The organism is Rhizobium sp. YTUHZ045 (assembly GCF_051124255.1).
GTDB lineage: Bacteria > Pseudomonadota > Alphaproteobacteria > Rhizobiales > Rhizobiaceae > Rhizobium.
On sequence record NZ_CP101432.1, the window covers coordinates 3307501 to 3322202 of the forward strand.

At 60.8% G+C, this 14702-nt stretch carries 12 protein-coding genes; all 12 read left to right on the plus strand.

Features of this window, described 5'->3' with window-relative positions; translation table 11 throughout:
* The first annotated feature begins 358 nt into the window (after positions 1-358).
* On the plus strand, positions 359-697 hold the full coding sequence (locus tag NMA58_RS16480; RefSeq protein WP_085779272.1) for a hypothetical protein: 339 nt from the start codon (positions 359-361) through the stop codon (positions 695-697).
* Positions 698-837: 140 nt separating this feature from the next.
* Entirely contained in the window at positions 838-1044 is a 207-nt protein-coding gene (locus NMA58_RS16485; RefSeq protein ID WP_085779273.1) for a hypothetical protein, read from the plus strand.
* A gap of 154 nt (positions 1045-1198) precedes the next feature.
* Positions 1199-2002 carry a pseudouridine synthase gene (locus tag NMA58_RS16490; RefSeq protein WP_434711279.1) on the plus strand — a complete coding sequence of 268 codons (804 nt, stop codon included), beginning with the start codon at positions 1199-1201 and terminating at the stop codon, positions 2000-2002.
* Between the two features lie 14 nt (positions 2003-2016).
* Positions 2017-2712 (plus strand): phosphoribosyltransferase, encoded by a 696-nt coding sequence (locus NMA58_RS16495; protein ID WP_434713444.1) that lies wholly within the window; start codon positions 2017-2019, stop codon positions 2710-2712.
* A gap of 139 nt (positions 2713-2851) precedes the next feature.
* Positions 2852-4594 carry an SLC13 family permease gene (locus NMA58_RS16500; RefSeq protein ID WP_434711280.1) on the plus strand — a complete coding sequence of 581 codons (1743 nt, stop codon included), beginning with the start codon at positions 2852-2854 and terminating at the stop codon, positions 4592-4594.
* A gap of 85 nt (positions 4595-4679) precedes the next feature.
* Positions 4680-5624, plus strand: a complete 945-nt coding sequence (locus NMA58_RS16505; protein ID WP_430961144.1) for a phosphoribosylaminoimidazolesuccinocarboxamide synthase — start codon at positions 4680-4682, stop codon at positions 5622-5624.
* 109 nt (positions 5625-5733) lie between these two features.
* The gene (locus tag NMA58_RS16510) at positions 5734-6336 is read left to right on the plus strand and encodes a TetR family transcriptional regulator (RefSeq protein WP_434711281.1); all 603 of its coding nucleotides are present in this window, start codon (positions 5734-5736) and stop codon (positions 6334-6336) included.
* Between the two features lie 155 nt (positions 6337-6491).
* Positions 6492-7700 carry an efflux RND transporter periplasmic adaptor subunit gene (locus tag NMA58_RS16515; RefSeq protein ID WP_434711283.1) on the plus strand — a complete coding sequence of 403 codons (1209 nt, stop codon included), beginning with the start codon at positions 6492-6494 and terminating at the stop codon, positions 7698-7700.
* 48 nt (positions 7701-7748) lie between these two features.
* Positions 7749-10859 carry an efflux RND transporter permease subunit gene (locus NMA58_RS16520; RefSeq protein WP_434711285.1) on the plus strand — a complete coding sequence of 1037 codons (3111 nt, stop codon included), beginning with the start codon at positions 7749-7751 and terminating at the stop codon, positions 10857-10859.
* Between the two features lie 150 nt (positions 10860-11009).
* Positions 11010-12446 carry an efflux transporter outer membrane subunit gene (locus tag NMA58_RS16525; RefSeq protein WP_085779280.1) on the plus strand — a complete coding sequence of 479 codons (1437 nt, stop codon included), beginning with the start codon at positions 11010-11012 and terminating at the stop codon, positions 12444-12446.
* Positions 12447-12613: 167 nt separating this feature from the next.
* The gene (locus tag NMA58_RS16530) at positions 12614-13657 is read left to right on the plus strand and encodes a LacI family DNA-binding transcriptional regulator (protein ID WP_434711287.1); all 1044 of its coding nucleotides are present in this window, start codon (positions 12614-12616) and stop codon (positions 13655-13657) included.
* Between the two features lies 1 nt (position 13658).
* Positions 13659-14681 (plus strand): ABC transporter substrate-binding protein, encoded by a 1023-nt coding sequence (locus NMA58_RS16535; RefSeq protein ID WP_430957883.1) that lies wholly within the window; start codon positions 13659-13661, stop codon positions 14679-14681.
* The last annotated feature ends 21 nt before the right edge of the window (positions 14682-14702 follow it).

Below are 14702 nucleotides of genomic sequence, written 5' to 3' on the forward strand. Positions count from 1 at the left end.
AGTGGGCTTATAATCCCACCCCCTTTTCTAAGTCAACAGCCATTCCAAAAGTTTTTTGACATTTTTGTAACAGACTGATTTGGTTGCTATTTTCTTCGCGTTCTTTATCCACAGGCGGCGTGTTCGCGACAAATTTCCGAAGATTTCTTTATCAGCTGGTCAAAAAATCCCCGAATTGCCGCCCGCAACCGGCGAAAAATCGCGTGAAAACAGCGCTTTGAGCCAATTTATGGTTAATCGAGGATTAAATCGAGGCTGGAAAGCGAGCTTTAAATTTCCGTCACAAATCAGCAGCTGCAATTTCGGAACCTATCACCGTTTGAGGTGTTGTCTTTCCCATTGAAGGAAGGAGACCGACATGGCTGCCAACACCGATGACATCAGAGCATCTGTCAGCAAGGACATCGCTGCGCTCCAGCAGGAAGTCTCTCGTCTGCAGAAGATGATTTCCGCCCAAGGCGCCGAGGCCTATTACGAAGTGCGCGGCCGCGCCGGCAAGGCCTACGATGAAGCCCTGCCCCGCGCAAAAAACGCCGTCGCCCAAATCCGGGCCGAAGGCGCAGCCGCCGCCGGCGCCGCCCGCGAGCATGCGGCCGCAACGACCACCGCATTGGTGCTTGCCGGGGCGGTCGGTTTCCTCTTTGGCTACCTGCTATCCGGCAATTCACAGCCGCAGCCTCGCCATTGGTGGCACTGAGCGCTCAATCCGCCTCGAAGCCGGCTCTTTTACGCACCCGCCGAGCCATTTTCGGCGAGGTGCGTAAACGCTTATGTCTCAGAAAAACCAATTTTTAATGCAAGGGATGGCAATATAAAAAACGAACGGGAGGACAACCAATGGACAATAAGAGGGCCAATTGCATCATTGAAGTCAGCGCCGACGGCGTTAACGGCCGTTACGCGGTCGGCATCATGAATATGCGTCAGGCGCTCGAGCTGCCGGAAATGCCAAGCCTGTCCTATACTCATCCCGACCCAGCGAAGGCCGCTGCCGGCATCGTCGTCAGCCGCAAGGAACTGGCAGGCTTCATGGCCTGCCGCTGAGGCGGCGCGACCAACCGGTTTTCGCCCAGACGGCGCTTTATCCGAAGCGCTGACGTCCTTTGCAACCCTATCATTCCTTAGTTTTCGTTGTCACGCTGGCATCGTTGGGCCGTTCGTGCCAAGAAGCGGCATCGAGGCTGGACAGGGATGGCAGATGAGGGACCGGCGCCCATCGCATAAGACACGCGAGCGGCTGAAGCCTGCCGCCGACACTGCAGGCAAGCGGGTCACCCTTCCGCGCGCCCTTTCCAAACTCGGCTATTGCTCCCGTACGCAGGCCGAACGGCTGATTGCCGAAAGCCGCGTCGCCATCGACGGCCGTACCGTCAGCGATGCCTCTGCATGGGTCGATCTGTCGACGGCGAGGATCAGTGTCGATGGACTTGTCATTGCCGCCGAGGCGAAAATCTATTTGATGCTCAACAAGCCACGCGGGCTCGTCACGACCCGCCATGATCCCGAGGGCAGGCCGACCGTCTATGATTGCCTCAAGAATTTCGACATCCCGCACCTCTCTCCTGTAGGTCGGCTCGACAAGGCGAGCGAAGGCCTGCTGCTTTTCACCAACGACACCGAGTTCGCCCAGACCTTGCTCGATCCGCTCACCCATGTGACCAAGACCTATCATGTCCAGATCGACCGCCTCATGGACGACGAGGAGATTGCCGCTATGACATCCGGCATCCGTCATGACGGCGAATTGCTGACGGCCACCGCCACACGACGCCTGCGCCAGGGCGACAGAAACTCATGGATCGAGGTCGAGCTCGATGAAGGCCGCAATCGTCAGATCCGTCGTATGCTGGAGGCGCTCGGGGCCGAATGTTTGCGCCTTGTGCGGGTCGCAATCGGCGGGCTCGAACTCGGCGAACTCCCAAAAGGCGCCGTGCGTGCGCTGACCGAAGGAGAATTGCAGGGGTTGCGCCGAAGAGCCGGCATGGAAAGGGCGAGACGTTGACCGATCTGTCGGAGATGGCGCCGCATGACTTTTGCCAGGAGATTCACCCGCCCGGCACCTTTCCCCACGATCGGGAGTTCACGACTTTCTATGTCGCCACGCTGGAAGACGGCCGCCAGCTTCGCCTGCCGATACGCGTGTTGGCAGATGGCGATCACGCCCTCGCTTCGCTGATTGTCAACCAGGCGAGCTTCGCCGTCCTCGACGCGCTGGCCGACGGTCTCGCCGAAAAGCTCGGGCCTATGGGCGTCGACGTCGTCGCCGGCCTGCCGACGCTCGGCTTGACGCTTGCAGCCGCCGTTGCCCAGAAGCTCGGTCACGACCGCTATGTCCCGCTCGGCACCTCGCGCAAGTTCTGGTACCGCGACGAGCTCTCCGTTCCTCTGTCATCGATCACGACGCCGACACAGGACAAGCGCCTCTATATCGATCCGCGCATGTTGCCGCTGCTGACCGGGCGGCGCGTCGCCCTGATCGATGACGTCATTTCCAGCGGCGCATCGATCGTCTCGGGCCTTGATCTGCTGACGGCCTGCGGCATCGAACCCGTCGTCATAGGCGCGGCCATGCTGCAATCGGAGCGCTGGCGCGACAGCCTCGCAACCGCCGGGCCGCAGTGGGTCGCGCGCGTCCGCGGTGTCTTCGCCACGCCCGTGCTGGAGCGGAATGCCGAGGGCCGCTGGCAGGTTTCGGCCCGACCGAAGACGTGACATCGTTCAATTTTGCCGGCTGACGCCTCTGTACAGCAGATGAGGAACGACTACAGTCCGCCCAAGGCCTGTCACCCGGAAATCTGCAGCGGTTGCGGTACAGCGACATGCCTCCATCGATGAAACACCGGATCCGCCCATGTCGTTTGAGCAAGCATCCCTGCTGATCCTTCTGCTGGTGATGCTCGTTCTCTTCTCGCTCGAACGCATACGCATCGAGGTGACTGCGATTGCCGGCCTGCTCGCCGGCTATGCGCTCGGACTTTACCCAGTCGATCAGATCTTCGCGGGCTTCGCCAGCCCCGTCGTTATCACCGTCGTCGAAATCCTGCTGATCGTCCAGGTGCTCGCACGCGCCAAGCTCTTCGACAACCTCGCTGCGCGTGTCGCAACCGCAAGACCGTCGAACTTCAAGGTCATATCAGGCGCTTCCTCGCTGGCAGGCTTTCTTTCCATCTTCATGAACAATATCGGCGCCTTTGCGATCACCCTGCCGGTGGCGCTGCGGCTCGGCGTGGCGCTCTCAATCCCCCGCCGTCAGCTCGTCATGCCCATCTCGTTTGCAGCCCTGCTCGGCGGCCTCGTCTCGCTGATCGGCACGCCGGCCAACCTGCTCGTCAGCGATGCGCTTGCCAAGACGTCCGGTGCGGGTTTTCATTTCTTCGATTTCAGCTATGTCGGGCTGCCAGTCGCGATCGTCGGCATCCTGCTCATCGCCGTTCGGATCCGATACTTGTTCCCGGAACCCGACACAGTGCCGGCAACGCTCGCCCAGGGCTCGCGTCGCGTCGTCGTCGAACGTCGCATTCCCAATGCTTCGCCGCTGATCGGCACGCGGCTTTCGGAGTGTCGGACCCGCTTCGGCATCAAACCGCACGCGCTGATCCGTGACGGCAACTTCGTGTTTGGCCCGCTCGACCAGTCGATGATCAGCGCGGGCGACGTGCTGCTTGCCGAAGGCGCCGATGACATCTTTGCCGGCCTTGCCGCCACACAGGCCCTGGTGGCAGATGCCCATCTGAATATTCGGCCGCCAAATTTCACCCGGGTCGAAACCGTCGTCATGCCCGAAAGCACGCTGGTGGGTTCGCGCGTCAGTTCACTCGAAGTCTTTCACAATCGGGGCGTCGCAGTCACTGCTCTTTCCATGCGCACACCGCGCATCGAAGGCCGCTTTCTCGATCTGCAACTGTCGATCGGCGATATATTGACGCTGGAAGGGCCGCGTACGGCAATTGCCGAAGCGCTGGAGGAAAGCGAGTGCCTGCCGCTTGCTCCGACAGCTTCAGCTGAACCGCCCCTCCTCTCCTGGCGGCCTTTCGCATTGTTTGCCTGCGGCGTCGCCGCGTCGGCGGCGGGCCTGCATCCCGAGGTCGCTTTTGCGGGTGTCGTCCTCGTCCTCGCTTTGCTCAATCATCTCAATATCCGCCAGGCGATGGCCGACCTCAACTGGCCGATCATCATCATGCTCGCGGCGATGATTCCGATCGGCCAGGCAGTGGCCAGCACCGGAGCGGCCGAAGCGATTGCCGGCTGGCTGAGCCTCATCGTGCCGGTTAACCATGCGCTTTCCGGCATCGCCCTCATCCTCTTCCTCGCAATGGCGCTGACGCCCTTCGTCAACAACGCGACGGTCGCAATCGTGCTCGCCCCGATCGCACTCGAATTTGCGAGGATCGGGCGGCACCCACCCGACGCCTATCTGATCGCGGTTGCCGTCGGGGCCTCGCTCGATTTTCTGACGCCCTTCGGCCATCACAACAATACGCTGGCGATGGGCGTCGGCGGTTACCGCTTCAGCGACTTCCTGCGGGCCGGCTGGCCGCTTGCCGTCGCAACTTACGGCCTCGCTCTGTTTCTTCTGGCTCTGTTCTGGCTGTGATGCGATACTTCCGCTTGGCTTGACTTCGCCGGTAATGAAACTAGAGCAGGAAGCCATCAGCCAAATACAAGGACAGTCGAGCGCCGTGCGAATCCTCTCCGAAGCCCATTTCCCGGAACTGCCGAACTACTATCGCGGCAAGGTGCGCGAGAATTACGACCTTCCCGACGGACGCCGCATCATCATCAGCACAGATCGGCTGAGCGCTTTCGACCGCATTCTCACCTGTATTCCGTATAAGGGTCAGGTGCTGACGCAGACGGCGCGTTACTGGTTCGAGGCGACGAGGGACATTTGCCCGAACCACGTGCTCGACTATCCCGATCCGAATGTGGTCATCGGCAGGCGGCTCGACATCCTGCCGGTTGAAATCGTCGTGCGCGGTTATCTCGCCGGCACCACCGGCACCTCGATCCTGACCCTCTATAAGAAGGGTGAGCGGGAAATGTACGGCATGCGTCTGCCGGACGGCATGCGCGACAATCAGATTCTGCCGGAACCCGTCATCACGCCGACGAGCAAGGAATTCGACGGAGGCCATGACGAGCCGCTGACGCCTGCTGAAATCGTCACGCGAGGCCTTCTGACCAGCCAGCAGTGGGAAACCTTGTCGAAATATGCACTCGCGCTCTTTGCCCGCGGCCAGGAAATGGCCGCGAGGCAAGGCCTGATCCTCGTTGATACCAAATATGAATTCGGCACCGATGGCGACGGCAATATTATCCTCGCCGACGAGATCCACACGCCGGACAGCAGCCGCTACTGGCTTGCTGAAACCTATCCGGCAAGTTTTGCCGCTGGCAAGCGCCCGGATAGTTTCGACAAGGATTTCGTCCGTGCGTGGGTGGCGGAGCGCTGCGATCCTTATAAGGACGAGATTCCAGAAATCCCCGCCGGACTGATCGAGCAGACCTCGGCCGTCTATATCAGAGCCTACGAGGCGATAACCGGCGAGCGCTTTGTTCCCGACAATAGCGGTGAGACGCCGCTTGCCCGTGTCCGCAGCAACCTCGCCCCCTATTTCCCTTGAAAAGGCGACATGCGAAAGCCGCCGGGCCTTGCATCGGCTTGGCAGTTTTCGCTGAATAGCGCTAGCATCGGCAAAAAAGGAGTACCGGGCGCGGCCCGGCGGGGGACGGATGGCAAGAAGGCCGAGACGCAAGGCCGAGGAAACGCGACAGGACATCCTCTCGATGGCGGAGATGCTGTTTCGCGAACGTGGCTTCGCCGCAGTGTCGATCGCCGATATATCAGCTGCGCTGCGCATGTCGCCCGCCAATGTCTTCAAGCATTTCCGTTCCAAGGTGGCGCTGGTCGATGCCATCGCCGGGCGCCATCTCGACAATGCCGCCGAGCGTTTTGTCCCCCTCGACCAGAACATGTCGGCGAAAGAGCAACTGCTCCGCTTCGTCCTGCGCCTGCTGGAGGGTCATCTGCAGGATATCCAGAAGAACCCTTACATCTTCGAAATGGTGCTCTCGACCATCGAAGCCAAACTCGAAGCCGGCAATCGCTATCGCGCCCGTATCGAGGAGAAACTCGGCGAGATCATCCGCAAAGGCATGATGGAAGGACGTTATCACTGCCGCGACCCTCAGCGTGCCGCACAGACCGTCGCCGATGTGCTGGCCTGCGTGTTGCACCCTGTCCTCATCGTTCGCGACGACACTGAGACACTGGTGCATCGTGCCGAGGAAATCGTCGGCTTTGTCGATGCCGCACTGCAAAATAGCGCTTGCTAAGTGACGGTTGCTGAATTACGTCACTTCGTAAAGATTTTGTTAGATCTGGGATTATGGCATTTGAGGCCAAGTTCATCCGGACGCTTAAATAAGCATGCCTCGGCCCGGCCGAGCCCGTAGATCGACGGCGATTGCCACCGCATGAAGGAATTAGAATGATTCGGCGTGCCGTTCTCATCTCCTCGGCCCTGATGGCCGGCGCATTGCTTGGCGCCTGCAGCGACAACGCCGGCAAGCCCGCGGGCAATGCCGGCGCGGCCGCGCAGCAGGCAACCCCCGTCGGGGTGATCGCCCTGGCGAAGGCGAGTTTCCCAATCACGACAATTCTTCCTGGCCGCGCCGAAGCCTTCCAGACGGCCGATATCCGGCCGCAGGTGAGCGGCATCATCCGCGAAATCGCCTTTAAGGAAGGCGGAGAGATCAAGAAGGGCGACCTTCTTTATCAGATCGAGGATGCGCCCTATATCGCCGCCGTCGAGCAGGCCAAGGCCGCCATCTCCAAAGCCGAGGCGAGCGTGCCGAGCGCTGAAAGCAATCTCGAACGCTACCAGCGCCTCGTCGGCAGCGGCGCCACCCAGATCGAATATGAAACGGCCAGAACGACGCTTCTCCAGGCGAAGGCGGAGGTCGAGTCGGCAAAGGCTGCCCTTACCGCGGCGCAGATCGACCTCGACCATACGAAGATCGTCGCACCCTTCGACGGCGTCATCGACCAGACCGCCTACAATATCGGCAATGTCGTCTCGGCCAACCAGACGACGGCGCTGACGACGATCCGGCAGCTCGATCCGATCTACATCTCGCTCACCGAGTCGAGCACCAATCTACTGAGGCTGCGCGATGCGATGGCCGCCGGCGATATCAAGGGCGCGGAGAATGTCGCCTTCCACCTGATCCTCGAAGACGGCAAGGAATATAATCAGCAGGGCAAGCTCGACATGTCGAAGCAGGTGGTCAGCGAGACCACAGGCACCTTCATCATTCGTGTGCTTTTCCCCAATCCCGATCGTATCGTGCTGCCCGGCATGTATGTCCGCGCCACGGTCGAGCTCGGCGCCGAAACCGGTTATGCGCTGCCGCAGCTGGCAACGAGCCGCGACGCCAACGGCCGGCTGACGGCGCAATTCGTTTCCGCCGACGGCAAGGTCGAAACCCGCGCCTTTGAGAACAGCTCGCCCTCCAACAATTCCTGGCTGGTGACCGAAGGCATAAAAGACGGCGATCAGCTGATCGTCACCGGCCTCCAGTCGGTCACGGCAGGCATGCCGGTGAAGCCGGTTCCGATGAAGATCAACGACAATGGCGTGGTCGTGGCTGCCGAGCAGTCTGCGGCCGGTGACGCTGAGAAGCCCGCAGCGAAGTAATCGCTCCGAGCCCGCATCGTCACCGTCTCAGCCGCACAGGAACAATCGATGGCCAAGTTTTTCATCCGACGTCCGATTTTCGCCTGGGTCATTGCGATCACCATCATGCTCGCCGGCCTTCTGGCGATCTTCACCCTGTCGATTTCGCAATATCCCGACATCGCCCCGACGACGGTTCGCATCAACGCCACTTATCGCGGCGCCAGCGCCGAGACCGTCGAAAAATCGGTAACGACGATCATCGAAGACGGCATGACCGGCCTCGACGATCTCACCTATATGACTTCGACTTCGTCGACCGGATCGGCCAGCATCCAGCTCACTTTCGGAACCAGCATCGATCCCGACATCGCCCAAGTGCAGGTGCAGAACAAGCTGCAGCTGGTTCAGTCGCAGCTTCCGGGCGATGTTATCGATGCCGGCATCAGCGTGACGCGCTCGACCTCGAGCATCCTCCTCGTCGGCTCACTCGTTTCAACTGACGGCAAGCGCAATTCGGTCGATCTCGGCAACATCATGTCGACCTCCATCGAGGATCAGATCCAGCGCTTGGAAGGCGTCGGCAGTATCAACGTCTTCGGTTCCGGATACGCCATGCGCATCTGGCTCGATCCCTTCAAGCTAGTGAAATATCAGCTGACGCCGAGCGACGTCACGGCGGCGATCCAGGCGCAGAACACTCAGGTTTCCGTCGGTTCGCTCGGCGCCCAGCCGGCGATGTCAGGTCAGCAGCTCAACGTCACCATCACTGCGCAAAGCCAGCTCACCACCGTCGCCGACTTCGAGCACATCATCCTGAAGGTCGAAAAGGACGGCGCGACCGTGCGCCTGAGCGATGTCTCGCGCATCGAGATCGGTCAGGAGAGCTACGGCGGCAGTTCGCGTTACAACGGCCTGCCTTCGAGCGGTTTTGCCGTCAACCTCGCGATCGGCGCCAACGCCATCGATACGGCCGCACGCGTTCGATCCGCACTCGATGTCATCGGCCGCACTCTGCCGGAAGGCGTGAAGATTACCTATCCCTACGACACGACGCCCTTCGTGGAACTGTCGATCGAGAAGGTCGTGCATACGCTGATCGAGGCAATCGTGCTCGTCTTCGTGGTGCTGCTCGTCTTCCTGCAGAATCTTCGCGCAACGCTGATCCCGACTATCGCCGTTCCCGTGGTATTGCTGGGCACCTTCGGGGTGCTGGCGGCCACCGGCTATTCGATCAATACTTTGACGATGTTCGCCATGGTTTTGGCCATCGGGCTTTTGGTCGACGATGCGATCGTCGTCGTCGAAAACGTCGAACGCATCATGTCCGAAGAGAAGCTTTCGCCGCTCGAAGCGACGGAGAAATCGATGGGCGAGATCACCGGCGCCATCGTCGGCATTGCGCTCGTGCTGACCGCCGTCTTCATTCCGATGGCCTTCTTCGGCGGCTCGACCGGCATCATCTATCGCCAGTTTTCCATCACCATCGTCTCGGCCATGCTGCTGTCGGCGCTCGTCGCCATCGTGCTGACACCGGCGCTCTGCGCCACGATGCTGAAGCCGGTCAGCGAACACCGGAAGCACCGCGTCGGCGATTGGTTCAACCGCAACTTCACGCGCTCGACCAACGGCTATGTCAGGACTATCGGCTATCTCTTGAAGCGCCCGATCCGCGTCATGCTGGTCTTCCTTCTAGTCGGCGCCGGCTGCGCCTACCTCTTCACCCGGCTGCCGAGTTCTTTCCTGCCGCAGGAAGATCAGGGCGTGCTGCTGACTATCGTCACCACGCCGCCGGGCTCGACGACGCAGCAGACTCAGGCCGTCGTCGAGAAGGTGGAAAACTATTATCGCGAGAATGAGAAGGATGCCGTCGAATCCGTCTTCGGCGCACTCGGCTTTGGCTTCAACGGCTCCGGCCAAAACAGCGCCATCGTTTTCACCAAGCTCAAGGATTTTTCGCTGCGCACTGATCCAAATCTGAGCGCCCAGTCGGTTGTCAACCGGGCGCTGCGCAGCTTCTTTGCGATGCGCGAGGCGCAGGTCTTCGCGCTCCTGCCGCCGGCGATTCAGGGCCTCGGCGTGTCGAGCGGCTTTTCCATGTATCTTGTCGATACCGGCGGCCACGGCAACGACGCTCTGACGGCTGCTTCCAAGCGGCTGATCCAGATGGGCAACAGCTCGGGTAGGATCGTGGCGCTGCGCAGCAGCAACAAGGAAGTCGAGCCGCAGATGCGCATCGTGCTCGATCAGGAAAAGATCGGCGCCATGGGCGTCGACATCGCCTCGGTCAATTCGATGCTGTCGATCATCTTCACCGGCCGCGATGTCAACGACTTCACGCTGAACGGCGAGATCAAGCCGGTCTATGTCCAGGGCGACGCGCCGTTCCGCATGCAGCCGGACGATCTTAATCACTGGTATGCCCGCAACACGGCCGGCGAGATGGTGCCCTTCTCCGCCTTTACCAAAACCGAATGGGTGAAGGGCGCACCTTCGCTTGCCCGCTTCAACGCCGTCAGCGCGATTCCGCTCGATGGTGCCGCCGCGCCCGGCGTGTCCTCCGGCGATGCCATGAACGAAATGGAAGAGCTGACCGAGCAACTCGGCGGCGGTTACACGGTGGCCTGGCAGGGCATTTCCTATCAGGAGCGCCTTTCCGGCTCACAGGCGCCGATGCTCTATGCGATCTCGGTACTCGTCGTCTTCCTCTGCTTGGCAGCACTTTACGAAAGCTGGTCGATCCCTTTCTCGGTGATCATGGCAGTGCCGGTCGGCGTTCTCGGCGCCCTGGCGGCGGCAACACTCTTCGGCCAGACTAACGATGTTTATTTCAAGGTCGGATTGCTCACCACGATCGGCCTGGCGGCGAAGAACGCGATCCTGATCGTCGAATTCGCCAAGGATCGCATGGAAAGCGGCATGGGCCTTTTCGAGGCGACACTGGAGGCGGCGCGGCTGCGCCTGCGGCCGATCATTATGACATCGCTTGCCTTTATCCTCGGCGTCGTGCCTCTGGCGATCGCTACGGGCGCGGGCTCTGCGGCGCAGAACGCTATCGGCCTCGGCGTTCTCGGCGGCATGCTGTCGGCAACGATGCTCGGAATTTTCTTCGTGCCGTCCTTCTACGTCGTCATTCGACGCATCTTTGCCACACGCGACAAAAATGCGGCAGGAGTGTGATATAAATGCACTGTGATAATGCTGTTCCGATTGCTACATTGCGCCCGACTGCTTCGGTGTGTGTGTTTGTGGTAGGACGAGGCGCGGCTGCGATAGTGAAGCATGAAGCTTCGGACAAGAATTGACTTGCTCGAGTACAGGATGAAATGAATGGTATCTCTTCGTTTTGCCACACCGGCATTATTGTTATTACTGTCGGGCTGCGTTGTTGGCCCGGATCATGCTCCTCCTGAAATGCCGTTGCCCGCCAAATTCGGAGAAGGCGGCACGAAAAGTGTCGGTGACGTTGCTACCGCAGCCTGGTGGACGGCCTTCAACGATCCCAAATTGAATGGTTATGTCCAGGCCGGGCTCGAGCAGAATCTAACGGTCCAGCAGGCAATCGAACGCATTAATGCGGCCTCTGCAAACGTCACCACCGCCGGCGCAGGCGCCCTGCCGAACCTGAATGTCGGCGCTTCGCACACGGTCAGCGGTCAGAAGGGCGAGCTGCGCTCGCAGTTCGACACACGCAACACCAGTGCCGGCGAAGTCCAGCTGACCTGGCTGCTCGATCTCTTCGGCCTCTACAAGCGCAGCACCGAAAGTGCGCTCGCTTCGCTCGATTCGGCATACGCATCCGCCGACGTCGCCAAGCTGACTCTCGTGCAGGATCTTGTCTCCAGCTACATCGATGTTCGCTACTATCAGCAACGCCTGGCGCTTTCGAGAGCCAACCTGAAGTCCCGTCAGGAAACCTACGAGCTGACCAAGTTCCAGCTTGAAGCCGGCGCCGCCTCGCGTCTCGACGTCGTTCAGGCCGAAGGCCTCGTACAGTCGACGCTCGCCGAAATTCCCGGCCTCGAAACCAACATCCGTATATCCGCCCATCACATCGCCACGCTGCTTGGCCTGCCGGCCTCGGCCCTCGTCGACGAGCTGCTGAAGGGTCGCGGTCAGCCGGTCTTCCGTGGCGGCATCAATTCGGGCATCCCGGCGGACCTGATCCGCAACCGTCCCGACATTCGCGTCGCCGAGCGTGATCTCGCCGCCGCAACGGCCAATATCGGTGTTGCCGAGGCGCAGCTCTATCCGAGCATTTCGCTCAGCGGCTCGATCTCGCCGTCCTACATCAACCAGCGCGGCATCCATGGCGACCTGACCCCCTGGTCCTTCGGCCCGACCCTCAACCTGCCGATCTTCGATGGTGGCCGTCTGCGCGCCAACGTCAAGTCGGCGCAGTCCACTGCCGCGACCGCCTACCTCAACTGGAAGTCGACGGTGCTGACCGCGGTCGAACAGGTCGAGAACGCACTCGCCGCTGTCCGCCGTGACGCCCGCACGGTCGCAGCCCTACAGGCTCAGGTAAAGACCACGCAGGAAACGCTCGAACTGTCGACCGCGTCCTACAAGGACGGCGCCTCCTCGCTGCTCGACGTTCTCGATGCACAGCGCCAGGTCTCGCTTGCCCAGGCAAGCCTTGCCCAGGCCGTCCAGCAGATGGCCAAGGACTACGTCTCGCTGAACATTGCGGTCGGCGGCGGCTACGCGCCCGGCGGCAAGACCACAGCAGCGGTGACGCCGGTGCCGGCAAAAGCCAAGAGCTGATCGGGCATTCGCCTTTCTGAAAAATGCGAAACCCCGCGATCACCTCGCGGGGTTTTTTCATGCCCGACAATATCCCGGAATAATCGGGCACCAGACGAATTTGGATTGGACAAGCGGAGACGGCTGCTATAGCACTGATTAAACGATTAATCAGAATGCATCAGATCATGGCTGCATCGCGCTCCGGACCGAACCTCAGCAGGATAGCGACCTCGCTCGGCGTCTCTATTGCCACGGTCTCCAATGCGCTTTCCGGCAAAGGCCGGGTCTCCGGCCAACTGGTCGAACGGATCCGCGAACATGCCGCCGAACTGGGTTATGTCCCGAGCCAGGCCGGCCGCGCGCTCAGAACCGGCCGCAGCGGCGTTCTCGGCCTGGTGTTGCCGGACATCGCCAATCCTCTGTTCCCGAAGATCGCACAGGCGATCGAATTTGCCGCCTCCACCGCTGGTTACGGTGTTCTAATCGCCGACTCCCGCGGCGATGCTGCCACTCAGACGGAGGCGATCAATCGTCTCGTCGAACGCGGCGTCGACGGCATGGTCATTATTCCCCGCCGCGCCACCCGCATTTTGTCCGCCGCCTGCCCAGTCGCTCTCATCGATACCCCCTCGACGCCAGGCAACACCGTTTCCGCCGACCATTGGCAGGGCGGCCGCGAAATCGCTCTCCATCTCGCGGCCCTCGGCCACCAACGCATCCTCATCATCGGCAACAACCAGGAGTCCAGCGTTCAGAACGATCGCGCCGATGGAATTCGCGCCGGAATGCACGCGGGCATCGATGCCGAAACGCTGTGGATCGGGAAGGTAGAGCAGGATGGCGGCAGCGGCTGTCCGCTCGGCCTTGCCGAAAAGGTGCGGGAGGGTTTTACCGCTTTCGCGGCTCTCTCCGATCTGCAGGCATTACGCGCGCTGACCGAGCTGCAGCAAGCCGGCATCAGCGTTCCCGGCGATGTGAGCGTCACCGGCTTCGACGACCTCATCTGGTCGCCTGTTGTCACACCGTCGCTGACGACGGTCAGAATGGACATGGATAGAATTGCGGGGATTGCCGTGTCGGCGCTGGCCGATACCATCAGAAAAAGCCGCACCCGGGAAGGCGTTCTCGTGATCGCGGAAATCGAACGCGTGGCAATGCAGCTGATTGTCCGTCAATCATCCGGGCCTGCGAGCCCGGCACCAAGAACCTCAGAGATGGAGAACATGTAAGATGAAAAAAGCTCTCATGGCGTCGGCGGCACTCGCCGCACTTTGGCCGTTTGCCGCCTCCGCAGCTGAACGGACGCTGACCATTTCCGTCTATGCCTTCGCGCAGGACGACTTCAAGACCCTGGTCTATGATCCGTTCGAAGCCCAATGCGGCTGCAAGCTGGTGGTCGAGACCGGCAACAGCGTCGAGCGGCTGGCAAAAATGGAGGCGAACAAGGCCAACCCCGTGGTCGATCTCGCCGCCGTTTCGATGGCCGATGCGCTTGCCGCATCACGCACCGGACTGATCGACAAGATCGATATCGCGAAGCTTGCCAATTTCGCCAAGCTCTACGACGTCGCCAAGGACCCGAACGGCGACGGCATGAGCGTTGGCTACACTTTCTATGCCACGTCGATCGCTTATCGTTCCGACAAGATGAAGATCGAGTCCTGGGCCGACCTCCTGAAGCCGGAATATGTTGGCCATGTCGCCTTCCCGAACGTCACCACCAATCAGGGCCCGCCGGCGCTCTACATGCTGGGCCTGGCGCTCGGCAAGGATACGCCCGATCTGCAAGGCCCGATCGCAGCGCTGGGCGACAAGAAGGACGACATCGTCACCTTCTATGAAAAATCCTCGCAGCTCGTGCAACTGATGCAGCAGGAGGAAATCTGGGCAGCCCCCATCGGCCGTTTCTCCTGGGCCGGCTTCACCAAGCTCGACCTCCCCATTGCCTGGGCAACGCCGAAAGAGGGACAGACCGGCGGCATGAATGTTCTCGTGCTGACCAAAGGTTCGAAAAACCAGGATCTCGCCATGCAGTTCATGGATTTCTGGCTCTCGACCGAGACCCAAACCAAGCTCGCCGAAAAGCTGATCGACAGCCCAGCGAATAGCGAGGTCAAGCTTTCGGACGCTGCCGCTGGCAACCTCACCTATGGCGAGGAAACGGCCAAGAGCCTCAAACTGATCCCTTCTGCCATCGCCCTCGACAACCGCGCCGGCTGGCTGAAGACCTGGAACGAGAAGGTCGGCCAGTAGAGCCCGCATGAACCCGCCCCG